Below are 24,624 nucleotides of genomic sequence, written 5' to 3'. Positions count from 1 at the left end.
ATGGCCAAAACGGCCTCCGGCGGCACCGTCGTCAGGCGATCGGCCTGGCCACAAAGCTGTGATCAACACGGCGCGGGGTCTTGGAGGGCGGTCTGGAAACCCCGCGTTAATCGTCTTGGGCGATGATTTGTTCATCATGTTGCACCGCGTTCAAAGTCCCTCATGACCACACGTCAGCGCAAGCATTCCAAACTTCGGTGGCTTATCCTCCCGCTCGGCTCGCTCGCCGTGATGGGGTACTTCGCCTATCATTCCTTCAATGGCGATTACGGTATCTGGTCGCGCGAGCGGATGGAGCGCGAGGCGATCACGCTCGAGAAGGAACTGGCGAGATTGAAGGGCGAGCGACAGGCCTTGGCGGCCCGCGCCCAGCTGCTACGGCCCGAAAGTCTCGATCCGGACATGATCGACGAGCGGGCGCGCGACAAGCTCAACCTCGCGCTCTCGGATGAATTGGTCATCTCCGTTGCTGCGGTGCAACAGACCCTCCAGCATTGAGAGCCGAAGAAAATCGCGATGAACCGGATTCTGGTTCATCGTGGTTTTTGGTAGTCAAGTCATGTAGTTGGCGCATGGCTCCGATGCTCCCCGCGCATCTTGGAATGCCTCTCGGCTTCGGATAACGTCCCGCGCATCAGTTTGGGAAACGCCCCGGAGAACAAGGCATGGCTGTAGCCAAAGCGAAAGTCGGCAGCAAATCCGCGCCGGCCGCCGGACGAAAGACTGCAGCGGTGAAATCGGCCAAGCCGACCGCCGCGGAGAATTTCTCCAAGGAACAGGAACTCTACGGCTATCGCGAGATGCTCCTGATCCGCCGCTTCGAGGAAAAGGCCGGCCAGATGTATGGCATGGGCCTGATCGGCGGCTTCTGCCACCTCTATATCGGACAGGAAGCGGTCGTCGTCGGCATGCAGATGGCGATCCGCACCGGTGAAGACCAGACCATCACCGGCTATCGCGATCACGGCCACATGCTCGTCGCGGGCATGGATGCAAATGGCGTGATGGCGGAACTCACGGGTCGTCGCGGCGGGTATTCCCGCGGCAAGGGCGGCTCGATGCACATGTTCTCCCGCGAGAAGCAGTTCTTCGGCGGCCACGGCATCGTCGGCGGCCAGGTCTCGCTCGGCACCGGCCTCGCCTTCGCCAACCGCTACCGCAAGAACGACAATGTCTGCCTGACCTATTTCGGCGACGGCGCGGCCAACCAGGGCCAGGTCTACGAGAGCTTCAACATGGCGCAGCTCTGGAAGCTGCCCGTGGTCTACATCATCGAGAACAACCGCTACGCCATGGGCACGTCCGTGTCGCGCTCCTCCGCGCAGACCGACTTCTCGCGTCGCGGCCTGTCCTTCGGCATTCCCGGTGAGAAGGTCGACGGCATGGATATCCGCGCCGTGAAGGCCGCCGGCGACAAGGCTGTCGCCTGGTGCCGCGCCGGCAAGGGTCCCTACATCCTCGAGATGGAAACCTACCGCTATCGCGGCCACTCCATGTCCGACCCGGCCAAGTACCGGTCGAAGGACGAAGTCCAGAAGATGCGCACCGAGCACGATCCGATCGAGCAGGTCCGCGCCCGTCTGATGGAGAAGGGCTGGGCCACCGAGGACGATCTCAAGAAGATCGACGCCGAGGTGCGCGAAGTCGTGAACAATGCGGCGGAATTCGCCCAGAACGATCCCGAGCCGGATGTGTCCGAGCTCTGGACGGACATTGTGAAGTAAGGCGGGAGACCACGATGCCGATCGATATTCTGATGCCGGCCCTCTCGCCGACCATGGAGGAGGGCACGCTCTCCAAATGGCTCAAGAAAGAAGGCGACCAGGTCAAGTCCGGTGACGTGATCGCCGAGATCGAGACCGACAAGGCGACGATGGAAGTCGAAGCCGTCGACGAGGGCACGATCGCCAAGCTTCTCGTGCCGGAAGGCACCGAGAACGTGAAGGTGAACACCAAGATCGCCGTGCTCGCTGCCGAAGGCGAGGACGCGTCGGCCGTGTCGAGCGCCCCGGCCGAGGCCCCGAAGGCGGAGGCTCCCAAGGCTGACGCGCCGGCCGCTGCCGAGAAGCCCGCGGAGGCCGCGCCCGCTCCGGTCGCCGCCGCGCCGATCGCCGTCCAGGTCGCCGCCGATCCCGACATTCCGGCCGGCACGACCTTCGTGTCAACCACGGTCCGCGAAGCACTGCGCGACGCAATGGCCGAGGAAATGCGCCGCGACGGCGACGTCTTCGTCATGGGCGAGGAAGTTGCCGAGTACCAGGGCGCCTACAAGGTCACGCAGGGTCTGCTGCAGGAGTTCGGCGCCGATCGCGTGATCGACACCCCGATCACCGAGCACGGCTTTGCCGGCCTCGCCACGGGCGCCGCGCTCGCCGGCCTGAAGCCGATTGTCGAGTTCATGACGTTCAACTTCGCCATGCAGGCGATCGACCAGATCATCAACTCCGCCGCCAAGACGCTCTACATGTCCGGTGGCCAGCTCGGCGCTCCGATGGTGTTCCGTGGCCCGAACGGCGCGGCAGCCCGCGTCGCGGCCCAGCACAGCCAGGACTTCTCGTCCTGGTACAGCCACATCCCGGGCCTCAAGGTCGTCGTTCCCTACACGGCGGCCGACGCCAAGGGCCTGCTCAAGGCCGCGATCCGCGATCCGAACCCGGTGATCTTCCTCGAGAACGAGATCCTCTACGGCCAGCATTTCGATGTGCCGCAGCTCGATGATTTCGTGCTCCCGATCGGCAAGGCCCGCATCCACAAGCCGGGCAAGGACGTGACGATCGTCTCGTTCGGCATCGGCATGACCTATGCGACCAAGGCCGTCGCGGAGCTGGCCGAGCAGGGCATCGACGCCGAGCTGATCGACCTGCGCACGCTGCGTCCGCTCGACATCGACACGGTCATCGAGTCGGTCAAGAAGACCGGCCGCTGCGTCACCGTCGAAGAGGGCTGGCCGCAGAACTCGATCGGTTCGCACATCGCGTCCGAGCTGATGGAAAAGGCGTTCGACTATCTCGACGCGCCGGTTCTCAAGGTGACGGGCAAGGACGTGCCGATGCCGTACGCCGCGAACCTCGAGAAGCTCGCTCTGCCGAACGTCGGCGAAGTGGTCGCGGCCGTCAAAGCCGTAACGTATCGGTGACGCCATGGCCGGACACAAACGCGAGCTTGAAATTCCGCCGGGCGCTCTCGCCTCGGATGATGCCGCGGAGGTGTTCCGCGCCTGGATCGTAGACCGGGGGCTGGACGTCAGCTTCCGGACGGCGTTCGATGATCCTGCGACCTGGGGTATCCTGCTCGCCGACATCGCACGTCAGGTTGCGCGTGGATTCGAAACGGACGGCGTCTGCTCGGAAGAGCAGGCGCTGGACGCGATCAAGTCCATGTTCGACGCCGAATGGGACCGTCCGAACGATCCGGGCACGCCAGAATCACGCCAATAGGTGCTTTATGCCGATCAATATCCTGATGCCCGCACTTTCGCCGACCATGGAAGAGGGCAACCTCGCCAAGTGGAACGTGAAAGAGGGCGACAAGGTCAAGGCTGGCGACGTGATCGCCGAGATCGAGACCGACAAGGCGACGATGGAAGTCGAATCCATCGATGAGGGCACGGTCGGCAAGATCGTGGTTCCCGAGGGATCGCAGGGCGTCAAGGTCAACGCGCTGATCGCCGTGCTGCTCGCCGAGGGCGAGGACAAGAGCGCGATCGGTTCGACCGAGGCCGCCGCACCGGCTCCCGCGGCGGCTGCCGCGCCCGAGGCGAAGCCGGCTCCGGCCGCTGCCGCTGCGGCCCCCGCGCCGGCAGCGCCCGCCCAGGCTCCCGCAGCCCAGGCTCCGGCGGCTGCACCGGCCGCCGCCGCCTCCGGCGACCGCGTCTTCGCGTCGCCGCTCGCGCGTCGTCTCGCCAAGGACGCCGGCATCGACATCGCCAAGGTGGCCGGTTCCGGCCCGCATGGCCGCATCGTGCAGGCCGACATCGAGGCTGCCAAGAAGGGCGGCGTCGCCAAGGCTGCTCCGGCAGCAGCACCCGCGGCCGCGCCGTCCGCTCCGGTTCATGCCGGCCCGACCGACGCGCAGACGCTCAAGCTGTTCGCCGAAGGCTCCTACGATCTCGTGCCGCATGACAACATGCGCAAGACGATCGCGCGCCGCCTGACGGAATCGAAGCAGAACGTCCCGCACTTCTACGTCACCGTCGATTGCGAGCTCGACGCGCTGCTGGCGCTGCGTGAGCAGATCAACGGCGCCGCGCCGAAGGATGCCGAGGGCAAGCCGGGCTACAAGGTCTCGGTCAACGACATGGTCATCAAGGCGATGGCCCTGGCGCTGAAGAAGGTGCCGGGCGCCAATGCGTCCTGGACCGATGGCGGCATGCTCGTCCACAAGGTGGTCGATGTCGGCGTCGCCGTCTCGATCCCGGGTGGCCTGATCACGCCGGTCGTCCGCAACGCCGAGACCAAGTCGCTCTCGGCCATCTCGAACGAGATGAAGGACCTCGCCAAGCGGGCGCGCGAGCGCAAGCTGAAGCCGGAGGAATACCAGGGCGGCACGACCTCCGTGTCGAACCTCGGCATGTTCGGCGTCAAGGACTTCGCGGCGATCATCAACCCGCCGCATGCGACGATCCTGGCCGTCGGCGCCGGCATCCAGCAGCCGGTCGTCCGCAACGGCGAGATCAAGATCGCGACCATCATGTCGGTCACGCTCTCGACCGACCACCGCGTCGTCGACGGCGCGCTCGGGGCCGAGCTCCTGCAGGCCTTCAAGGGCTACATCGAGAAGCCCATGGCGATGCTGGTCTAGCCAACACCGTCGTTCCGGCTCCCGTCTCTTCGCGAGGCGGGGGCCGCAAGACCATCAAAGCGCAGCGAGACGAACATGGCCGCACCCTACGACGTCATCATCATCGGCTCCGGCCCGGGCGGCTATGTCGCCGCCATCCGCGCCGCCCAGCTCGGCCTCAAGACCGCCGTGGTCGAGAAGAGTCATCTCGGCGGCATCTGCCTGAACTGGGGCTGCATCCCGACCAAGGCGCTGCTGCGCTCGGCCGAGGTCTACCACTATTTCGAGCACGCCAAGGACTACGGCCTGTCCGCCGAGAAGATCGGCTTCGACATGGCGGCCATCACCAAGCGTTCGCGCGGCGTTTCTGCCCAGCTGAACCAGGGTGTCGGCGGCCTCTTGAAGAAGAACAAGGTCGATGTGATCTGGGGTTCAGCCGAGATCACGGCCCCCGGCAAGCTCACCGTCAAGGCTTCCGAGAACCCGCCCAAGGGCGCGCTCGGCGGCGGCGACTACGAAGCCAAGAACATTATCGTCGCGACCGGCGCCCGGCCGCGCGCGCTGCCCGGCATCGAGCCGGACAAGAAGCAGATCTGGACCTATTTCGAGGCCATGGTGCCCGACAGCCTGCCGAAGTCGCTGCTCGTCATGGGCTCCGGCGCCATCGGAATCGAATTCGCCTCCTTCTACCGCACCATGGGTTCCGAGGTGACGGTGGTCGAGGTTCTGCCGCAGATCCTGCCCGTCGAGGACGAGGAAATCGCGGCGCATGCCCGCAAGCGCTTCGAGAAGCAGGGCATCAAGATCCTGACCGGCGCCAAGGTGACCAAGGTCGTCAAGGCGGCCAATTCGGTCACGGCGACGATCGAGACGGCCGACGGCAAGACGCAGGAGATCACCACCGAGAAGCTGATCTCGGCGGTCGGCGTCGTCGGCAACATCGAGGGCCTCGGCCTCGAGAAGCTCGGCGTCAAGACGGATCGCGGCTGCGTCGTCATCGACGGCATCGGCAAGACCAATGTTCCCGGCATCTGGGCGATCGGCGACGTCGCCGGCCCGCCGATGCTGGCGCACAAGGCAGAGCACGAGGGCGTCATCGCCGTCGAGGCGATCGCCGGCCAGCATCCGCACCTGATGGACAAGGCCAAGATCCCGGGCTGCACCTACTGCAACCCGCAGATCGCCTCGGTCGGTTTGACCGAGAAGAAGGCGAAGGAAGCCGGCTACGACGTGCGCGTCGGCAAGTTCCCCTTCATCGGCAACGGCAAGGCGATCGCGCTTGGCGAGCCGGAGGGTCTGGTCAAGACCGTGTTCGACAAGAAGACCGGCCAGCTGCTCGGCGCCCATCTCGTCGGCGCGGAAGTCACCGAGCTGATCCAGGGCTTCGTCATCGCCATGAACCTCGAGACGACAGAAGAAGAGCTGATCAACGCCGTGTTCCCGCATCCGACCCTGTCGGAGACGATGCACGAGAGCGTGCTCTCGGCCTACGGCCGCGCCATCCATATCTGAGGCTCGATGCCGCGAAGCTTGCGACCATGTGTCTACATCGTCGCAAGCCGCAGGCACGGTACGCTCTATATTGGCGTGACCAGCAACATCGCGGCGAGGGCGCAGCAGCATCGGGATGGATTGGTCGAGGGTTTCTCGAAGCGCTACGGCACCAAGACCCTGGTGTTCTTCGAGACGCACGACACGATGGAAGCCGCCATTCTTCGAGAGAAGCAGCTCAAGGAATGGAGGCGGGACTGGAAGATCCGCCTCATCGAGGAAAGTAACCCCGACTGGTCCGATCTCTATAGTTTGACGATGGAATGACGACATGCGCCGCCGTCATCCCGGCGAAGGCCGGGATCCATAAACACCGGCGGAGATGTCCTGCCATGGACCCCGGCCTTCGCCGGGGTGACGGGCGAGCTGGTTGATAGAATGCAGCGTTGGGCATGAGCCGAGCGCGCCACAGAGAGATCAGGACTCGGAAGACAAGTGCTCGGCATGGAAACGCAAGCGATCCTCATCTGGGTCGCCATCGGCCTGGTCGCCGGTTGGCTCGCCAGCATCGTCGTCGGTGGTGGCGGGCTGATCCGCAACATCATCACCGGCCTCGTTGGCGCCGTCGTCGGCGGCTTCCTGGTCAGCTACTTCAATATTCCGGTCGATCTCGGCTACGATTTCCTGAACCAGGTGGTCATCGCCGCCGCAGGCGCGGTCATCGTCGTCTGCCTGGCCCGCGTGATCGCATGACGGCCATGCGCGACACAAAGCTGGTGTTGCGCGCGGTCTTCGCCCATATGTTGCTTCAACAAGGCTGATCGGGGCTCATCATGAACGGTGTCGGCATTCTCGCGACGATCATCATCGGCATTCTGGCGGGCTGGATCGCCTCCCGCGTCATGGAACGACGGCACGGATTGATCATCAACCTGATTGTCGGCCTGGTCGGCGCCTGGGTCGGCGCGGCGCTCGCCGCCGCCTTCAACATTCACTTTGCAGGCTTCGTCGGCAGCCTGGTCGTCTCCACCGTCGGTGCGATCGTCCTGCTGTTCCTGCTCAGTCTCCTGCGCCGTTCGTAGGATAGATCGGAGTCATCATGGTCGTCGTTCTCGACACGCGTCCCGGCAAGGATCTCCGCCCGCGTCACCCTGAAAAGGCGAACCGCCCGGAGACGCCGCTGCTGCGCAAGCCGGAGTGGATCCGCGTTCGCGCGCCGGGCTCGCCGGTCTATCGCGAGACCCAGGACATCGTGAAGAAGAACGGCCTCGTCACCGTGTGCGAGGAGGCCGGTTGCCCGAACATCGGCGAGTGCTGGTCGAAGAAGCACGCGACGTTCATGATCATGGGCGACACCTGCACGCGCGCCTGTGCCTTCTGCAACGTCCGCACCGGCATGCCGGAGGCGCTCGATCGCGCCGAGCCGGAGAAGGTCGCGGAGGCCGTCGCCAAGCTCGGCCTCGAGCATGTCGTGATCACCTCGGTCGATCGTGACGATCTCGCCGATGGCGGCGCGCAGCACTTCGCCGACGTGATCTATGCGATCCGCCGCGCCGCGCCCGGCACGACGATCGAGATCCTGACGCCCGATTTCCTGCGCAAGCCCGGCGCGCTCGAGGTGGTCGTCGAGGCGCGCCCCGACGTGTTCAACCACAATCTCGAGACGGTGCCGTCCAAGTACCTGAAGGTCCGTCCCGGCGCCCGCTACTTCCATTCGCTCCGCCTGCTGCAGCGGGTGAAGGAGCTCGATCCCAACATGTTCACCAAGTCCGGCATCATGGTCGGCCTCGGCGAGGAGCGGAACGAGATCCTGCAGCTGATGGACGACCTGCGCGTCGCCGAGGTCGATTTCATGACCATCGGCCAGTACCTGCAGCCGAGCCGCAAGCACCATCCGGTGATCCGCTTCGTCACCCCGGACGAGTTCAAGTCGTTCGAGACGATCGCCTATGCCAAGGGCTTCCTGATGGTCTCGTCGAGCCCGCTGACGCGCTCGTCGCACCATGCTGGCGAGGACTTTGCACGGTTGCGCGCGGCGCGCCAGGCGCAGCACCAGGTCTGATCGCGATGCCGAGTTTCTCGACCGAGCACGAGGTCGGTCATTCGGCCGCGGAGATGTTCGATCTCGTCGCCGACGTGGAGAAGTATCCGCAGTTCGTGCCGCTGTGCGAACGGCTGGTGATCCGCGGCCGCAAGCCGGACGGCGGCCGCGAGATCCTAATCGCCGACATGACGGTCGCCTACAAGATCGTGCGCGAGACCTTCACCACCAAGGTCGTGCTCGACCGGGCGGCGGGCACCATCCGGGCGGAATATCTCGACGGCCCGTTCAAGCACCTCGACAATCTCTGGACCTTCAAGCCGATTGACGCAAAGCACAGCCTCATCGGCTTCTCGATCGACTACGAGTTCCGCTCGCGCACGCTGTCGGCCCTGATGGGCACCGTATTCGACAAGGCGTTCCGCAAGTTCTCCGACGCCTTCGAAAAGCGCGCCGACGCGATCTACGGCACGGTGGTGCTGCCGCCCGCCTAGGGATGGCGCGAAACGGGCTCGTCGCGGGCGTCTTTTTTTTGCGCACGGATCTAGCGCGGCTGGCGACCATGGGCCATGGCGGCGCTGCTGTAGCGCCGGCTTACCGTCACCACCGGCTGGTCGGCTTCCTCGCCGGCTGACTCGGCTCAGGTCAGCAGATAGGCCTTCGCCTCGGGCTGCTCGGGCAGGTCGGTCTCGCCCAGCATTTCCCGGAGCGTCGTCTCGATCGTCGTCGCCATGGCATCGAGCGCGAGATCGTTCGCCTCGGTGCCGAACGGCTCCTCGAGCTGGTCGCTGAGCGCCTCCAGCGCGTAGAAGGTGTAGGCGAGGAAGGCGACGATCAGCGGCGTCAGCACGCCGATCGAATCGACCAGCCCGAACGGCAACAGGAAGCAGTAGAGATAGATGGTCCTGTGCAGGATCACCGAATAGGTGAAGGGCAGCGGCGTGCCCGCCAGCCGCTCGCAGGCGCCGAGAACGTCCGAGAGGGCGTCGAGGTGCCGCTCCATCGCCGTGACCAGGATCGGGTCGATCCTTCCCGAGCGACGAAGCTCCGCGATCTGCTCGCCGATATGCAGCAGGATGAGAGCCGGCCGGAACCGTGCGGCGGCAAGCGTGCCGTCGACGAAATCGGCCGGCAGGGTTTTCCGCAGGTCGGGCAGGGCATCGGTGTCGCGCAGCTGATGGCGTAGCGCATGGGCGAAGGCGATCGTCGCATGGATGATCTCGCGCGCCGCAACGGAATCGTCCTGCAGCGTCAACGCCTGGCGGGCGAGCGAGCGCGCATGGATCAGCAGCGCGCCCCATTGCTTGCGAGCTTCCCAGAAGCGGTCGTAGCTGGCGCTGTTGCGGAAGCCGAGGAAGATCGCGATCGCAATGCCGATCAGCGAGAAGGGCACGAAGGTCAGCGTGACCTTGAAGGAGAAGAGTTCTCCGTGCAGCAGGGTCACGAGCGTCGCGAAGGCGGCGGTCAGCACAAGCTGCGGCAGGATGACCGGCAGCACGGATCCGCGCCACACCAGCATCATACCGAACCAGTTCGGCCGCTCGCGAACGATCATCGGCCTAGCCTTCCGTCGCCGCTTCCGTGAGCATGCGCAGCGCTTCGGCCACGGTGGCGAAACGGACTCCGGCGCGATCCCGATCGGCGAAGACATGGGCGGCATGGCGGGCAGGGGAGCCGCGCCGCATCAGGCCGAAGTGAACGAGCCCGACCGGCTTTTCCGCGCTGCCGCCGCCCGGGCCGGCGATGCCCGTGACCGCGATCGCGAGATCCGCGCCCGACTTCGCCAGGGCTCCGGCGGCCATGGCGAGCGCGACTTCCTGGCTGACCGCGCCGACACGCTTGATGAGATCCGCCGGCACGCCGATCATCTCGGTCTTGGCTTCGTTCGAATAGGTGACGAAGCCGCGATCGACGACGGCCGAGGAGCCGGCGATTTCGGTCAGCGTCCCGGCGATCAGGCCGCCTGTGCAGGATTCAGCCGTGGCGATCGTCAGCCTCTTCTCGATGCAGAGCGCGATCAGCGCGCGCGCCTGGCCTTCGAGCGGTCCGAGATCGGTCATGCTTCCTCCTCGAATGGCAGGCGCACCGTAGCGGACGCGATGGCCGCGATGCCTTCGCCACGGCCGACGAAGCCCATCTTCTCGTTCGTCGTCGCCTTGACGCCGACCCGGTCGGCGCCGATGCCGGCGATCTCGGCGATGCGCGCGCGCATGGCATCGCGATGCGGCCCGATCTTCGGCGCCTCGGCGATGATCGCGAGGTCGAGATTGACGATTACGCCGCCCCGCGCCTTGACCCGCTCGACCGCGAAGGCGAGGAAGCGGTCCGACGAGGCGCCGCGCCATTGCGGGTCGGAGGGCGGGAAGTGATCGCCGATATCTCCATCCGCAATGGCGCCGAGGACGGCGTCGGTCAGCGCATGCAGTCCGACGTCGGCGTCGGAATGGCCGGACAGCTTGCGGTCGTGCGGGATCGCGACGCCGCCCAGCCAGACATGGTCGCCGTCCGTGAAGGAGTGCACGTCATAGCCGGTGCCGACGCGGGTCTCTCCGGCGCGGAGAAGGGCTTCCTGGCGCAGCCGTCGATCGGCCATCTCGATATCCTCCGGCATGGTCAGCTTGATGTTGGCGCGCTCGCCGAGAACGATATGGACGGGAATGTCGGCCCACTCGGCGATGCCGGCGTCGTCGGTGAACGCCGTGCCCTTGTCGGCAGCGCTGCGATGCGCGGCCAGAATCGTGGAAAGGCGGAACGCCTGCGGCGTCTCGGCGGCGAAGAGGTTTTCGCGAGAAACCGTGTCGTCGACGCGGCCCGACGCATCCGCGCGCTTCAGTGTGTCGGTGACCGGCGAGGCGGCCAGCACCGCGTCGTTCTCGCCAAGCGCGTCGATGACCCGGTCGAGTAGCGCCGCCGACGCGAAGGGGCGCACGGCATCGTGGATCAACACATGTGTCACGCCGCGCTCCGCCAGCGCCTCCAATCCGTTGCGCACCGAAACCTGTCGCGTCGCGCCGCCCGCGACGACATCGAGCCGGGGCGCGAGATCGCCGACCGCCGATCGATAGAGTTCGGCATCGTCCGGATGGATCACCACCAGCACCCGATCGATCCCGGCATGATCGAGGAACAGCGCCGCCGTGCGCCGGAGAATGGCCTGACCTCCCACCTCGCGATACTGCTTCGGCACCTCGCCGCCGGCGCGCACCCCGCGGCCGGCTGCCACGATGAGGGCGGCGACATGGTTGGACTGCACACTGGTATTCATGGGTGAGGAAATCCGGCTGGTACGGCCTGAGCGTGCCGTCGTCATACGGTCGCATGGATCGGAGATTTCACACTGCAACGCAACAAGTCTCTTGCCGCACGCCCATTCGTGACTAATATGTGGGCATCAAAATCAATGCCTATTCGGTAGTCATATTGTCTGAAGCTCCAAATCCCGTTGCCCGCCTCGCTGCCCCTCTCGACATCGGCGGCGTGACGATTGCCAACCGGGTTCTGCTCGCGCCGATGTCCGGAGTGTCCGATCGGCCGTTCCGCCGTGTCGCGGCTTCGTTCGGCGCCGGGCTCGTCATTTCGGAGATGGTTGCGAGCGAGGAACTGGCCGGCGGTAACGCCGAGACCGCAATGCGCGCCGAAGCAACCGGCAACGGTCTGCATGTCGTGCAGTTGGCCGGCCGCGAGGCGCATTGGATGTCGGAAGGCGCCAAGGCCGCCGCCGATTCCGGCGCCGACATCATCGACATCAACATGGGTTGCCCCGCCAAGCGCGTGACGACGGGCTATTCCGGCTCGGCGCTGATGCGCGACCTCGACCACGCGCTGACGCTCGTCGACGCGACCGTCGCGGCGAGCCCGGTTCCGGTGACATTGAAGATGCGGCTCGGCTGGGACGACAAGACGATCAATGCGCCCGAGCTGGCGCGCCGCGCCGAAGCGGCCGGCGTTTCGATGATCACCGTGCATGGCCGCACGCGCTGCCAGTTCTACAAGGGCACGGCCGACTGGGCCGCCATCGCCGCCGTCAAGCAGGCGATCTCGATCCCGCTCATTGCCAACGGCGACTGCGTCAGCGTCGACAGCCTCGCGCCGATGCTTGCGGCCTCGGGCGCCGACGGCGTCATGGTCGGGCGGGGCGCCTATGGCCAACCCTGGCTGCCCGGCCATCTCGCCAGCTTCGCCGCGACCGGGACGATGCCCGAGGCACCGCGCGGCGACGCCCTGATCGATCTGGTCGTCGGGCATTTCGAGGAAATGATCGAGCTCTACGGGCCGATCCTCGGCGTGCGCAACGCGCGAAAACATCTGAGCTGGACGATCGAGGCGCTCGGCCCCGACGCCATGCCGGCCGAGGACCGCCTCGCCATCATGACCGAACAAGATCCCGCTCGGGTGATCCTGCTTCTGCGGCAGCACCTTGGAGAGGCTGAAATGAGGAGAGCCGCGTGAACCGGACGCTCGTCCAGAACGAAGCCATCGCGGCGGGGAGCGGCGGGTCGGCTTCGATTCTGCTCGACGCGCTGCCGCATCCGATCATCATGATCGACGGGGCGGGGCATGTCAGCGACGCCAACAGCGCCGCGCAGGATTTCTTCCAGGCCTCGATTGCCGTGCTGCGACGCCAGCCGATCGCTCATTTCGTTCCGTTCGGCAGCCCGCTTCTGGCGCTGATCGAGCAGGTCCGCAGCCGCGGCGCGGCCGTCAACGAATATCGCGTCGATGTCGGCACGCCGCGCAACGGCGCCGACCGCATCGTCGACATCTATGCCTCGCCCGTGCCGGAACGGCCCGATTCCGTCGTCGTCCTGCTCCAGGAAAAGACGATGGCCGAGAAGATCGACCGCCAGCTGACGCATCGCGGCGCGGCGCGCTCGGTGACGGGCCTCGCCGCCATGCTGGCGCACGAGATCAAGAACCCGCTCTCCGGCATCCGTGGCGCGGCGCAACTGCTCGAATCCTCCGTCGAAGACGATGACCGGGCGCTGACCCGCCTGATCTGCGACGAGACGGACCGGATCGTGAAGCTGGTCGACCGGATGGAAGTGTTCTCGGACGAGCGCCCCGTCGAGCGCGCGCCGGTCAACATCCATGTCGTTCTGGAGCATGTGAAGCGGCTGGCGCAGTCGGGTTTCGCCCGCAACATCCGCATCATCGAGGAGTATGACCCGTCGCTGCCGCCGGTCTATGCCAACCGCGACCAGCTGGTGCAGGTGTTCCTGAACCTCGTCAAGAACGCCGCCGAGGCGATCGGCAATGACGACAATGGCGAGATCCTGCTCTCGACGGCCTTCAAGCCCGGCATTCGCCTGTCGGTGCCCGGCTCCAACAACCGGGTGACCCTGCCGCTCGAATTCACTGTCCGCGACAACGGCGCCGGCGTGCCGGCGGACATGTTGCCCCACCTCTTCGACCCCTTCGTCACCACCAAGATCAATGGCTCGGGCCTCGGTCTGGCGCTCGTGGCCAAGATCATTGGGGATCATGGGGGTGTCATCGAGTGCGATTCCCAGCACAATCGCACGACCTTCCGCGTGTTGATGCCGGCATTCCCGGGTGACGCACCTGCAGACAAGGAGCACTGACATGGCGACCGGCACCATTCTCGTAGCGGACGACGACGCGGCCATCCGGACTGTCCTGAACCAGGCCCTTTCGCGTTCCGGCTACGAGGTGCGCCTGACCTCGAACGCCGCGACGCTCTGGCGCTGGGTGAGCCAGGGCGAGGGGGATCTCGTCATCACCGACGTCGTGATGCCGGACGAGAACGCCTTCGACCTGCTGCCGCGGATCAAGCGGTTGCGGCCCGAGCTGCCGGTCATCGTGATGAGCGCGCAGAACACGTTCATGACGGCGATCCGCGCTTCCGAGCGGGGCGCCTACGAATATCTGCCGAAGCCTTTCGACCTGAAGGAGCTGATCTCGATCGTCGGCCGGGCGCTGGCCGAACCGAAGCAGCGCGCCAAGGACGATCCGCTCGATGATGGCGGCGAGAACATTCCGCTCGTCGGCCGCTCGCCCGCCATGCAGGACATTTATCGCGTGCTGGCGCGGTTGATGCAGACCGACCTGACGGTGATGATCGCCGGCGAATCCGGCACCGGCAAGGAACTCGTCGCCCGCGCGCTGCATGACTATGGCAAGCGCCGCACCGGGCCTTTCGTCGCCATCAACATGGCCGCGATCCCGCGCGACCTGATCGAGAGCGAGTTGTTCGGCCACGAGAAGGGGGCGTTCACCGGCGCGCAGGCGCGCTCGGCAGGCCGGTTCGAGCAGGCCGAGGGCGGCACGCTGTTCCTCGACGAGATCGGCGACATGCCGATGGAGGCGCAGACCCGGCTGCTGCGCGTGCTGCAACAGGGCGAGTACACCACCGTTGGCGGCCGCACGCCGATCAAGACGGATGTCCGCATCGTCGCGGCCACCAACAAGGATCTCCGCATCCTGATCAACCAGGGCCTGTTCCGCGAGGACCTGTTCTTCCGCCTGAACGTCGTGCCGATCCGCCTGCCGGCGCTGCGCGAGCGCTCCGAGGATATTCCGGACCTCGTCCGCCATTTCTTCGCGCTCGGCGAGCGCGACGGCCTGCCGGTGAAGCAGATCGAGGTGGCGGCGCTCGAGCGGCTGAAGCGCTATCGCTGGCCGGGCAATGTGCGCGAACTCGAAAACCTGATCCGGCGGCTGGCGGCGCTCTATCCGCAGGACACGATCACCGAGAACATCATCGAGGCCGAACTCGAACAGCCGGCGGCGCCGCTCGCTTCCGAGGGGGGCGAGATGGAGGACACGCTGATGAGCTCGGTCGAGCGGCATCTCTCGACCTATTTCCACGGTTTCGGCGAGGGCCTGCCGCCGCCCGGCCTCTACCATCGCATCCTGCGCGACGTCGAATATCCGCTGATCAGCACGGCGCTCGCCGCGACGCGCGGCAACCAGATCAAGGCGGCCGAGCTGCTCGGCGTGAACCGCAACACGCTGCGGAAAAAGATCCGTGACCTTGACGTTCAGGTCATGCGCAACCCGCGCTGACGCGACGTAGGACGAACCGGCGCCTGTTGCCGGTTCGCCACATTGCTGTTGCAATTCGGTCCCAGGGTCCGCGCATGAGGGCTACTGAAGACCACCCGCGATTCTGGCGTGAAGCCGATTCCGAGGGGCTGGCGACATGATCGCTGCCACGGAAACCATCTCCGACGCGTCGCGTTCCGACGGCGACAGCCGCCGGCTACGCTTCACCGTGCGTACGGCCGGCTACATCACCGTCATCCTCGCGCTGACCTGCGCCTGCTTCAGCTTCTTCCTGCTGATGGGGCTGACGCCAATCCAGCCGACGGAGCAGGTCGTCTTCTGGGCGCTGGCCGTGAACGGCCTCCTGACCGGACTGCTGGTGCTGGAGCTGGCGCTCGAAGTCGCCATGCTGATCCGCGCCCGTCGGCGCGGACGCGCCGCCGCCCGGCTGCATATCCGCATCGTCGGCCTGTTCAGCATCGTCGCCGTCGTTCCCGCCATCCTGATCGCCGTGGTGGCCAGCATCACGCTGAACCGCGGCCTCGACCACTGGTTCTCCGAGCGCACGCGGGCGATCGTCGACACCTCGCTTTCGATCGCGCAGGCCTATGCCGAGGAGCATGCCAAGACGCTGAAGGTCGACATTCTCGGCCTGAAGTCGGATTTCGAGCGCGCGCAGACGCTGCTCGAGCAGAATCCAGACCGCTTCCAGGCCTTCATGAACTCGATCGCCGCGCTGCGCGGCATTCCCGGCGTCTTTCTCGTGAAGCCGGATGGCGGACTGATCGCGCAGGCGAACTTCCAGTTCTCGACCAATTACCTGCCGCCGCCGCCCGACGCCCTGTCGCGCGCGGCCAAGCCCGGATCCGAGCCGATCCTGATCGCCCCCGGCGCGACCAATGTCGTCGGCGCCCTGGCGCGGCTGGAGAACTATTCCGACGTCTATCTCTACATCACGCGCGAGATCGACCCCAAGGTCATCCGCTACATCGCCGAGACCACGGCGAGCGTGAACGAGTACAAGAGCCTGGAGGCCACCCGCCTTGGCGTGCAGATCGCCTTCGGCCTGCTGTATCTCGGCCTCGCGCTCGTCGTGCTGCTCTCCGCCATCTGGCTCGGCATCGGCTTCGCCAACCGCCTGGTCTCGCCAATCCGTCGCCTGATCGATGCCGCCGATGAGATCGGCCGCGGCAATCTCGAAGTGCGCGTGCCGTTCCGGAGCTCGGACGGCGATCTCGGCGCGCTCGGCGCCACCTTCAACACCATGGCCTCCGAGCTGCGCAGCCAGCGCCACGAGCTGGTGGCCGCGAGCGAGCAGATCGACAGCCGCCGCCGCTTCACCGAGGCGGTGCTCGCCGGCGTCAGCGCCGGCGTGGTCGGCACGGACGCGAATGGCGTCGTGACCATCGCCAATCGCGGCGCGCTCCGGCTTCTCGGCCTCGACCAGGAAGACACGCTGGGCCGTCCGGTGGTCGAGATCGTGCCGGAGCTGGAAAACGTCGTCACCGCCGCGCTCGGCGAGACCAACCGGACCGAGCATCGCGACCAGGTCTCGGTGGTCCGCGCCGGCCGCGAACGGACGATCAATGTCCGCGTCACGACCGAGGAATCCGATACCGCGGCGCATGGCTACGTCATCACGCTCGACGACATCACCGACCTCGTCACCGCGCAGCGCAGCGCCGCCTGGGCCGACATCGCGCGCCGCATCGCGCACGAGATCAAGAACCCGCTGACGCCGATCCAGCTTTCGGCCGAGCGGCTGAAGCGCCGCTTCGGCAAGGGCATCGTCGAGGGGCGCGAGGTCTTCGACCAGTGCACCGACACGATCATCCGCCAGGTCGGCGACATCGGCCGCATGGTCGATGAGTTCTCCTCCTTCGCGCGCATGCCGAAGCCGACCTTCGAGGAGCGGGACCTTGGCGAGGCGGTGCGCGAGGCGGTCTTCCTGATGGAGGTGGCCAATCCCGAGATCACCTTCGAGACCGAGCTGCCGCAGGAGCCGCTCGTCGGTCGCTATGACCCGCGCCTGATTTCGCAGGCCTTCACCAATCTGGTGAAGAACGCGACCGAGGCAATCGCGGCCGTGCCACCGGGAGATCCGATCGTTCCGAAGATCACGGTGCAGGCGAGGATCGAAGGCGACCGCAACATCGTCGAGATCATCGACACGGGCATCGGCCTGCCGCAGGAGAACCGGCATCGCCTGCTCGAGCCCTACATGACGACGCGCGAGAAGGGCACCGGGCTCGGCCTCGCGATCGTCTCCAAGATTATCGAAGAACATGGCGGACAGCTCGACCTGCTCGACTCGCCCGCCGTGGCCGCTGGGGGGCGGGGCGCCATGGTCCGAATCATCCTGCCGCGTCCGACGCCGCATGGTGGGGCAGGATCCGGCAGCGACCATCAAACCAATCCCGTAGACGCCTGACGAAGATAGAGATCATGCCGTCCGATATTTTGATCATCGATGATGAAGCTGACATCCGCGGGCTCGTCGCCGGAATTCTCGAGGACGAGGGCCACGGCACCCGTACCGCCGGCGATACCGACACCGCCCTCGCCGAGATCGAGAAGCGTCGACCGACGCTCATCTTCCTCGACATCTGGCTGACCGGCAGTCGCATCGACGGCCTGGCGCTGCTCGACATCATCAAGGCACAGCATCCCGACCTGCCGGTGGTGATGATCTCCGGCCACGGCAACATCGAGACGGCGGTCTCCGCCATCCGGCGCGGCGCCTATGACTATATCGAGAAGCCGTTCAAGGCGGACCGCCTGCTGCTGATCGCCGAGCGCGCGCTGGAGGCGTCGAAGCTGCGCCGTGAAGTGCGCGACCTGCGCGAGCGCGCCGGTGATGCCGGCCGCCTCGTCGGCTCGTCGATCGCCATCAGTCATCTGAAGCAGACCATCGAGCGCGTCGCGCCGACCAACAGCCGCATCATGATTTCCGGCCCGTCCGGCTCCGGCAAGGAACTGGTCGCCCGCGCGATCCACGAATCCTCGCTGCGGATGGACGGCCCGTTCGTCGTCCTCAACGCCGCCGCGATCACGCCCGACCGGATGGAGCAGGAGCTCTTCGGCGTCGAGAACGGCACCGGATCGGCTCGCGTCGTCGGCGCGCTCGAGGAGGCGCATGGCGGCACGCTCTATCTCGACGAGGTCGCGGACATGCCGAAGGAGACGCAGGGCAAGATCCTGCGCGTCCTGATCGAGCAGAGCTTCCAGCGCGTCAACGGCACCACCAAGGTCAAGGTCGACGTACGCATCATCTCGTCGACGGCGCGCGACCTGGAGCACGAGATCCAGGATGGCGGCTTCCGCGAGGACCTGTTCCATCGCCTGTCGGTCGTGCCGCTGCGCGTTCCGGCGCTCGCCGAGCGCCGCGACGACGTGCCGGAGCTGGTCAACCACTTCATCGAGCAGATCTCGCGCACCACGGGCCTGCCGGTCCGGACCGTGGGGTCGGACGCCATGGCCGTGCTGCAGGCGCATGACTGGCCGGGCAACATCCGCCAGCTGCGCAACAACATCGAGCGCCTGCTGATCCTGGCGCGCGGCGACGAGAGCCAGGCGATCTCGGCCGACATGCTGCCGCCGGAAATCGGCGAGATGCTGCCGACGACGCCGAACCGCGGCGGCGAGCACCTGATGTCACTGCCGCTGCGCGACGCGCGCGAGATCTTCGAGCGCGAATATCTGACGGCGCAGGTCAACCGCTTCGGCGGCAACATCTCGCGCACGGCGGAATTCGTCGGCATGGAGCGCTCGGCCCTGCATCGCAAGCTGAAATCACTCGGCGTCGGTTGACGGCCGGCCTCGCGGCATTGTCCGATGCGGGACGCCGCGATACGCGGCGCCCGCCTGATTCCCATCGCCCCGCAGGAACACCATGTCGCGCTTTGCCTATGTGAACGGCCTCTATCTTCGCCATGCCGAGGCGGTCGTCCATGTCGAGGATCGCGGCTATCAGTTCGCCGACGGCGTCTACGAGGTCTGCGAGATCCGCAACGGCCGGATGATCGACGAGAAGCTGCACATGGCGCGGCTGGAGCGATCGCTGAAGGAATTGCGCATCGCGCAGCCGATGAGCCTCACCGCCCTCGGCATCGTCATGCGGGAAGTCATCCGTCGCAACCGCGTGCGCGAGGGGCTGGTCTATCTCCAGATCACGCGCGGCGTCGCCCCGCGCAACCACCTGTTCCCAGCCGAAGGCACGCCGCCCTCGATCGTCGTCACCGCCAAGTCGGCGCCGAGCAGCGCCGGCGACCGCAAGGCCGAGAAGGGTGTTTCGGTGATCAGCGTTCCCGACAATCGCTGGGAGCGCGTCGACATCAAGACCGTCTCGCTGCTGCCGAACGTGCTCGCCAAGCAGGCGGCCCGGGATGCCGGCGCCTACGAGGCCTGGTTCGTCGATGCCAACGGCATGGTGACGGAGGGCTCGTCGACCAATGCCTGGATCGTCACCGCCGACGGCGTGCTCGTCACGCGGCCGGCGGAACACGGAATCCTGCGTGGCATCACGCGCACCGTCCTCTTCGAGGTCGCCAAGGCCGCCGGATACCGGATCGAGGAACGCGCTTTCAGCCTCGACGAGGTACACGCTGCGCGCGAGGCCTTCTTCACGGCCGCGACGGCCGTCGTCATGCCGGTCGTAGAGATCGACGGCAAGCCAATCGCCAATGGCGCGCCGGGAACGATCGCCGCCGAACTCCGGCGCCGCTTCCACGAATTTGCGTCGGAAGCGCCGCTCCGCGTGCGTGGATGATGGGCCGCCGATCATCAAGTCGTTGCATGGCGACGTATTTGTTGATGACGCGCGGCGATTCTGCGGGCAATGTAGGGGTGAGGTCGGCAGGTCAGTCGGCCCTCGGGACCCACGTCCCCAACAAGGTCAAGCGTGAGAGACAAGAATGGCAGAACGCGCCCAAAACCTCCAAGACACGTTTCTCAACCACGTTCGCAAGAGCAAGATCCCGCTGACGATCTTCCTGGTAAACGGCGTCAAGCTCCAGGGCATCGTCACCTGGTTCGACAATTTCTGCGTGTTGTTGCGGCGGGACGGCCATTCGCAGCTCGTCTACAAGCACGCCATCTCCACCATCATGCCGGGCGCTCCCGTTCAGCTCTTCGAGCCGGGCGAAGAGGGCGATCGGCCAGGAGCCTGATTGTCCGAGTTTCCTGATCTGCCGGAAGGGCCCGAGGGGTCCGAGGCATCCGATAGCTATATCGAAACCAAGCGTGCGCCCGTTCGGGCGCTCGTGCTCGTTCCCATTCGCCCGGCGCGGACCCGCCGCGCCGAAGGCGATCCGCGCGGCGCCGACCGGAGTTCGACGGCGCGGGTCGAGGAGGCGATCGGGCTGGCGCGCGCCATCGAACTCGACGTCGTCGAGGGCATTCCCGTTCCCTTGCCGATGTACAAGCCGGCGACCCTGTTCGGCAGCGGCAAGGTTCAGGAGCTGGCGGCGCGCATCAAGGCCGACGAGATCGAGCTCGCCATCGTCGACCACGCGCTAACGCCGGTCCAGCAGCAGAACCTCGAGAAGGAATGGGGCACCAAGGTCATCGACCGGACGGGCCTGATCCTCGAGATCTTCGGCGAGCGGGCGCAGACCCGCGAAGGCACGCTGCAGGTCGAGCTGGCGCATCTCAACTACCAGAAGAGCCGGCTGGTGCGCAGCTGGACCCATCTGGAGCGTCAGCGCGGCGGCTTCGGCTTCCTCGGCGGCCCCGGCGAGACGCAGATCGAGGCGGACCGGCGCGCCCTGCAGGAGCGGATCACCCGCATCGAGCACGAGCTCGAGACCGTCGTCCGAACCCGCCGGCTGCAGCGCGAGAGCCGGCGCAAGGTGCCGCACCCAATCGTGGCGCTTGTCGGCTACACCAATGCCGGCAAGTCGACGCTGTTCAACACGCTGACCAGCTCGGACATCTTCGCCAAGGACCTCCTGTTCGCGACGCTCGACCCGACGCTGCGCCGGCTCAAGCTGCCGCATGGAACCGAGGTCATCCTGTCGGATACGGTGGGCTTCATCTCCGACCTGCCGACCCACCTCGTCGCCGCCTTCCGCGCCACGCTGGAAGAGGTGATCGAGGCGACGCTGATCCTGCATGTCCGCGATATCGCGCATGAGGATAGCGAGGCGCAGGCCCGCGACGTCATGAACGTGCTCGAGCAGCTCGGCGTCGAGACGACCAAGACCGACCGGCTGATCGAGGTCTGGAACAAGATCGACCTGATGCCGGAAGACGCCCGCCCCGCGATGCGGCCGAGCCCCGACAAGGGCAAGCCGGCGATCGTGCCGATTTCGGCGCTGACGGGCGAGGGGATTCCGGCCCTGCTCGACCTCGTCGAGCAGCGGCTGAGCGAGGGGCGCCCGGTCTACACCGTCTCGCTCGCCGGCGATGCCCTGGCTCGGCTGCACCGCCTCTACGAGCTCGGCGAGGTACTCTCCCGCGTCGACGCGGAGGACGGCACGACGATCGCCAACATCCGCGTGCCCGACAAGCACGAGAGCGCCTTCCACCGCGAGTTTCCGCGGGCGAAGCTGTTGCCATCGGGCCAGAAGGCGGCGGCGACGGAGAGCAAGAAGGCCTGGGATCCGATGGACAAGGACTGACGGCGCGCCGTCGGTCCTTCCTCCGAGGTGGATCCGTCGTCCTACGTCGACTTGCCGGGCACCGTCTTGGCTTCAACCCAGAGTGCTTCCATCTCGTCGAGGCTCGCATCAGCCGGCGAACGGCCAGCCTCGGCGAGACGCGTCTCGATATGGCGGAAGCGCCGGATGACCTTCTCGTTCGTCCCGCGCAGCGCGGCGTCCGGATCGATGTCGACGTGCCGCGCCAGATTGGCGACCGCGAAAAGGAGATCACCGATCTCGTCGCGAACCCGGGCCGGCGAGACGTCATCGGCGTCGAGTTCCTGCTCAATCTCGCCGATCTCTTCCTTGATCTTGGCGAGGACGGCGCGCGGATCGTTCCAGTCGAATCCGACCGTGCTCGCCTTCTGCTGCAGCTTGACGGCCCGCGCCAGCGCGGTCATCCCGGCCGGCACGTCGTCGAGCAGCCCGGCAGGGCGGTCGCCCGCCTGACCGGCGGCGCGGCGCTTCTCGGCGCGGATGCGCTTCTCCTCGGCCTTGATCTTTTCCCAAAAACCCTTGGCGGCGCCGGCGCTGCGGGCCTCCTCGCTGCCGAAGACATGCGGATGCCGGCGGATCATCTTTGCCGTGATCGCCATGACGACGTCGCCGAACGCAAAGGCGCCGATCTCCTCCGCCATGCGGGCGTGATAGACGACCTGCAGCAGCAGATCGCCCAGCTCCTCCTCGAGATCGACCAGATCGCCGCGCTCGATGGCGTCGGCGACTTCGAAGGCTTCCTCGATCGTGTAGGGCGCGATGGACTGGAAGTCCTGGACCTTGTCCCAGGAGCAACCGGTCTCCGGATCGCGGAGCGCGGCCATGATCTCGATCAGGCGCTCAATGTCTCGGGACGGCTGCATGCCTCGGTCCTCGTCTCGTTGCCGCCGACCGATGCGGCGGCGCGGGCCCTTCATCGCAGGCGATGCCGCGCCGGGCAAGGGCAGGGCATCCAGCGATGCTGGCGTGCGGCATTCGAGCGCGAGGATCCGTCGCGCGGGCCGCCCGCCTGCCCAATCGCGGCATCGCCGCTACACTGGCTGGCATGATTCGACCCCGCTCCCGGCGCCGCAAGCCGTCCTCACTGATCTTCCTGCTGCTGCTCGTCGCGGGCCTGTTGCTGATCGGCTACCTGGACCAGCAGCTTCGTGAAATCCGGACCTCGGAAGGGTCCCGCATCGTGGTCCGCGATGGAGATTCGCTTGCCATCGACGGCGTCGACTTCCGTCTGGCGGGGATCGACGCTCCGGAGCTGCGCCAGGACTGCGAGGCAGCCGACGGTGCCAAATGGCCATGCGGCGAGGCGGCGCGGCGGGCGCTGCACTCGCTCGTGGCGCAGGGCGATCTGCGCTGCTCGCCCCATACGAACGATCGTTTCGGCCGCGTCGTCGCCACCTGCCGGATCGACGGAGTCGGCGATCTGGGGGCGGCCATGGTCCGCGACGGGCTCGCGGTCAACTATGGCGGACGTGGCCCAGGCGACTACGCAGCCGAGGAAGACGCGGCGCGGCGCAACAAGGAAGGGATATGGCGCGGCCGCTTCACGCCGCCTTCCGAATGGCGCGCCGCCCATCCGCGATAGGCGAGCGGCGGCCGCGGGCTCGTCGCGGCGACAAGGCATGTCCGCCAATGACGCGACAACCGCTCGAAAGGCGGAAGAGATCCAACAAAAGAAGTAGAAGTGTAAAATACAACCTACAGTTGTAGACAATAACCGCATCGGTTGTGTAGCCATATTATACACGCATGAGCATGCCAATCCAAGGATCATCTGGTCACCGATGGGAGCCGGACATGTGGAATGCCGATGCAAAGACCTTTGAAACTCAACCGGTCTCCGGACGCTCCGAGCGCCTGTCGGTCGCGCTGATCGACCGCCGCGTCCTGGATCGCGAGTGCCTGGCGCGCGGCCTGCAGGCCTGCAGGGCCGATCTCGACATCCTGCCCTTCAGCAGCGCCGAGGCCTGGCGCGCCGCCAAGGCGTTTCACGATGACGTGTCGATCATCCTGCTCAGCATCGGCGGGCAGCGCCCGGACGAGGCCTCCGTCGAGGCGGCGCTGCACGTCCTGACGCGTGACTTTCCCTCGATCCCGACCGTGATTCTCGCCGACAGCGATCAAGCCCTGAACGTGGTCCTGGCCCTCGATCGTGGCGCGCGCGGCTATATCCCGACGAGCGTGGGGCTGCAGGTCGCGGCAGAGGCCGTCAACCTGGCCCGGGCGGGCGGCCTCTTCATCCCGGCCAGCAGCCTGATGGCCTCGCGCGAGGACATCCTGGCGCTCGAAGCCGCCGGGCCTCCGGCCGACCCGCTGGCGGAACTGCTGTCGCCCCGTCAGGCCGCCGTCGCCGAGGCCATCCTCCGGGGCAAGGCCAACAAGATCATCGCCTATGAGCTCGACCTGCGCGAAAGCACGATCAAGGTGCATATCCGCTGCATCATGCAGAAGCTCGGCGCCCACAACCGCACCGAGGTCGCCTACAAGCTCAACCAGTTGATCCAGGCCGCATCGAGGCCGGGTCGATGGCGGGATGCCGCGCCCGAGCCGGCGATGCCGCTGGAGCCCGAGGACGCCGACGCTTCGCTTGCCACGGCTCATCCGCAGCCCGCCGCGCAGGGTCGCGTCGCCACGATGCCGTTGATCGCCTGCACCTGATCCGTCGCGTTTCGG

The 24,624-nt window shown here is 66.4% G+C and carries 25 protein-coding genes; 21 read left to right on the top strand and 4 right to left on the bottom strand.

The genetic code is table 11. The annotated features are described in order from the left end of the window. Nucleotides 1–162: 162 nt before the first annotated feature. The 11 genes from G539_RS0102105 (at nucleotide 163) to G539_RS0102055 (ending at nucleotide 8,805) form a co-directional block, all read left to right on the top strand. Entirely contained in the window at nucleotides 163–498 is a 336-nt protein-coding gene (locus G539_RS0102105) for an FtsB family cell division protein (protein WP_029073731.1), read from the top strand. Nucleotides 499–665: 167 nt separating this feature from the next. Continuing rightward, nucleotides 666–1,724: a pyruvate dehydrogenase (acetyl-transferring) E1 component subunit alpha gene (gene pdhA / locus G539_RS0102100; protein ID WP_029073730.1), complete on the top strand. Its 1,059-nt coding sequence runs from the start codon at nucleotides 666–668 to the stop codon at nucleotides 1,722–1,724. 14 nt (nucleotides 1,725–1,738) lie between these two features. After that, entirely contained in the window at nucleotides 1,739–3,136 is a 1,398-nt protein-coding gene (locus G539_RS0102095) for a pyruvate dehydrogenase complex E1 component subunit beta (protein WP_029073729.1), read from the top strand. Between the two features lie 4 nt (nucleotides 3,137–3,140). Next, the gene (locus G539_RS0102090) at nucleotides 3,141–3,437 is read left to right on the top strand and encodes a DUF5076 domain-containing protein (RefSeq protein WP_029073728.1); all 297 of its coding nucleotides are present in this window, start codon (nucleotides 3,141–3,143) and stop codon (nucleotides 3,435–3,437) included. A gap of 7 nt (nucleotides 3,438–3,444) precedes the next feature. Further along, a complete protein-coding gene (locus tag G539_RS0102085) occupies nucleotides 3,445–4,800 on the top strand; it encodes a pyruvate dehydrogenase complex dihydrolipoamide acetyltransferase (RefSeq protein WP_029073727.1) in 1,356 nt (451 codons plus the stop codon). Between the two features lie 75 nt (nucleotides 4,801–4,875). Then, nucleotides 4,876–6,291, top strand: a complete 1,416-nt coding sequence (lpdA, locus tag G539_RS0102080; RefSeq protein ID WP_029073726.1) for a dihydrolipoyl dehydrogenase — start codon at nucleotides 4,876–4,878, stop codon at nucleotides 6,289–6,291. A gap of 6 nt (nucleotides 6,292–6,297) precedes the next feature. Continuing rightward, entirely contained in the window at nucleotides 6,298–6,597 is a 300-nt protein-coding gene (locus G539_RS0102075; RefSeq protein WP_029073725.1) for a GIY-YIG nuclease family protein, read from the top strand. 177 nt (nucleotides 6,598–6,774) lie between these two features. After that, complete coding sequence (locus G539_RS0102070) at nucleotides 6,775–7,023, top strand: GlsB/YeaQ/YmgE family stress response membrane protein (protein ID WP_029073724.1); 249 nt, start codon at nucleotides 6,775–6,777, stop codon at nucleotides 7,021–7,023. A gap of 80 nt (nucleotides 7,024–7,103) precedes the next feature. After that, a complete protein-coding gene (locus tag G539_RS0102065; protein ID WP_029073723.1) occupies nucleotides 7,104–7,352 on the top strand; it encodes a GlsB/YeaQ/YmgE family stress response membrane protein in 249 nt (82 codons plus the stop codon). Nucleotides 7,353–7,369: 17 nt separating this feature from the next. Then, on the top strand, nucleotides 7,370–8,332 hold the full coding sequence (gene lipA, locus G539_RS0102060) for a lipoyl synthase (RefSeq protein ID WP_029073722.1): 963 nt from the start codon (nucleotides 7,370–7,372) through the stop codon (nucleotides 8,330–8,332). Nucleotides 8,333–8,337: 5 nt separating this feature from the next. After that, nucleotides 8,338–8,805: a type II toxin-antitoxin system RatA family toxin gene (locus tag G539_RS0102055; protein ID WP_029073721.1), complete on the top strand. Its 468-nt coding sequence runs from the start codon at nucleotides 8,338–8,340 to the stop codon at nucleotides 8,803–8,805. Between the two features lie 146 nt (nucleotides 8,806–8,951). Here G539_RS0102055 and G539_RS0102045 read toward each other — a convergent pair whose 3' ends face one another. From G539_RS0102045 to G539_RS0102035, 3 genes are read right to left on the bottom strand one after another with little or no spacing between them, the layout of a single operon-like run. Continuing rightward, nucleotides 8,952–9,866: a bestrophin family protein gene (locus G539_RS0102045; protein WP_029073720.1), complete on the bottom strand. Its 915-nt coding sequence runs from the start codon at nucleotides 9,864–9,866 to the stop codon at nucleotides 8,952–8,954. Between the two features lie 4 nt (nucleotides 9,867–9,870). Next, the gene (locus G539_RS0102040; RefSeq protein WP_029073719.1) at nucleotides 9,871–10,371 is read right to left on the bottom strand and encodes a CinA family protein; all 501 of its coding nucleotides are present in this window, start codon (nucleotides 10,369–10,371) and stop codon (nucleotides 9,871–9,873) included. Next, nucleotides 10,368–11,576 (bottom strand): bifunctional 2-C-methyl-D-erythritol 4-phosphate cytidylyltransferase/2-C-methyl-D-erythritol 2,4-cyclodiphosphate synthase, encoded by a 1,209-nt coding sequence (locus G539_RS0102035; RefSeq protein ID WP_029073718.1) that lies wholly within the window; start codon nucleotides 11,574–11,576, stop codon nucleotides 10,368–10,370. The genes G539_RS0102040 and G539_RS0102035 overlap by 4 nt, the downstream gene beginning before the upstream one ends. Nucleotides 11,577–11,731: 155 nt before the next feature. Between G539_RS0102035 and dusB the strand changes: the two genes are divergently transcribed. The 8 genes from dusB to hflX all read left to right on the top strand — a co-directional run bounded on the left by dusB (nucleotide 11,732) and on the right by hflX (nucleotide 21,936). Beyond that, nucleotides 11,732–12,760, top strand: coding sequence for a tRNA dihydrouridine synthase DusB (gene dusB / locus G539_RS0102030; RefSeq protein WP_281173878.1), 1,029 nt, complete (start codon nucleotides 11,732–11,734; stop codon nucleotides 12,758–12,760). 26 nt (nucleotides 12,761–12,786) lie between these two features. Then, entirely contained in the window at nucleotides 12,787–13,893 is a 1,107-nt protein-coding gene (locus tag G539_RS0102025) for a two-component system sensor histidine kinase NtrB (protein ID WP_029073716.1), read from the top strand. A 1-nt stretch (nucleotide 13,894) separates the two neighbouring features. Next, the gene (ntrC, locus tag G539_RS0102020) at nucleotides 13,895–15,337 is read left to right on the top strand and encodes a nitrogen regulation protein NR(I) (protein WP_029073715.1); all 1,443 of its coding nucleotides are present in this window, start codon (nucleotides 13,895–13,897) and stop codon (nucleotides 15,335–15,337) included. A gap of 136 nt (nucleotides 15,338–15,473) precedes the next feature. Then, entirely contained in the window at nucleotides 15,474–17,747 is a 2,274-nt protein-coding gene (locus G539_RS0102015) for a sensor histidine kinase NtrY-like (RefSeq protein WP_029073714.1), read from the top strand. Nucleotides 17,748–17,761: 14 nt separating this feature from the next. Beyond that, nucleotides 17,762–19,126 carry a nitrogen assimilation response regulator NtrX gene (ntrX, locus tag G539_RS0102010; RefSeq protein WP_029073713.1) on the top strand — a complete coding sequence of 455 codons (1,365 nt, stop codon included), beginning with the start codon at nucleotides 17,762–17,764 and terminating at the stop codon, nucleotides 19,124–19,126. A gap of 82 nt (nucleotides 19,127–19,208) precedes the next feature. After that, nucleotides 19,209–20,084 carry a D-amino-acid transaminase gene (locus G539_RS0102005; RefSeq protein ID WP_029073712.1) on the top strand — a complete coding sequence of 292 codons (876 nt, stop codon included), beginning with the start codon at nucleotides 19,209–19,211 and terminating at the stop codon, nucleotides 20,082–20,084. Between the two features lie 145 nt (nucleotides 20,085–20,229). Further along, entirely contained in the window at nucleotides 20,230–20,484 is a 255-nt protein-coding gene (hfq, locus tag G539_RS0102000; protein WP_029073711.1) for an RNA chaperone Hfq, read from the top strand. A gap of 60 nt (nucleotides 20,485–20,544) precedes the next feature. After that, the gene (gene hflX / locus G539_RS0101995; protein ID WP_035830179.1) at nucleotides 20,545–21,936 is read left to right on the top strand and encodes a GTPase HflX; all 1,392 of its coding nucleotides are present in this window, start codon (nucleotides 20,545–20,547) and stop codon (nucleotides 21,934–21,936) included. Nucleotides 21,937–21,977: 41 nt separating this feature from the next. On the opposite strand, the gene mazG is transcribed toward hflX, so the two are convergent. After that, nucleotides 21,978–22,817, bottom strand: coding sequence for a nucleoside triphosphate pyrophosphohydrolase (mazG, locus tag G539_RS0101990; protein WP_029073709.1), 840 nt, complete (start codon nucleotides 22,815–22,817; stop codon nucleotides 21,978–21,980). A 95-nt stretch (nucleotides 22,818–22,912) separates the two neighbouring features. Between mazG and G539_RS0101985 the strand changes: the two genes are divergently transcribed. Together G539_RS0101985 and G539_RS23405 are read left to right on the top strand one after the other, a co-directional pair. Further along, nucleotides 22,913–23,536, top strand: a complete 624-nt coding sequence (locus G539_RS0101985; RefSeq protein WP_169516603.1) for a thermonuclease family protein — start codon at nucleotides 22,913–22,915, stop codon at nucleotides 23,534–23,536. Nucleotides 23,537–23,748: 212 nt separating this feature from the next. Next, a complete protein-coding gene (locus tag G539_RS23405) occupies nucleotides 23,749–24,609 on the top strand; it encodes a response regulator transcription factor (RefSeq protein ID WP_051231020.1) in 861 nt (286 codons plus the stop codon). Nucleotides 24,610–24,624: the final 15 nt, after the last annotated feature.

The organism is Kaistia adipata DSM 17808 (assembly GCF_000423225.1).
GTDB classification, from domain to species: domain Bacteria; phylum Pseudomonadota; class Alphaproteobacteria; order Rhizobiales; family Kaistiaceae; genus Kaistia; species Kaistia adipata.
This window is presented reverse-complemented; position numbering and strand designations above follow the sequence as displayed.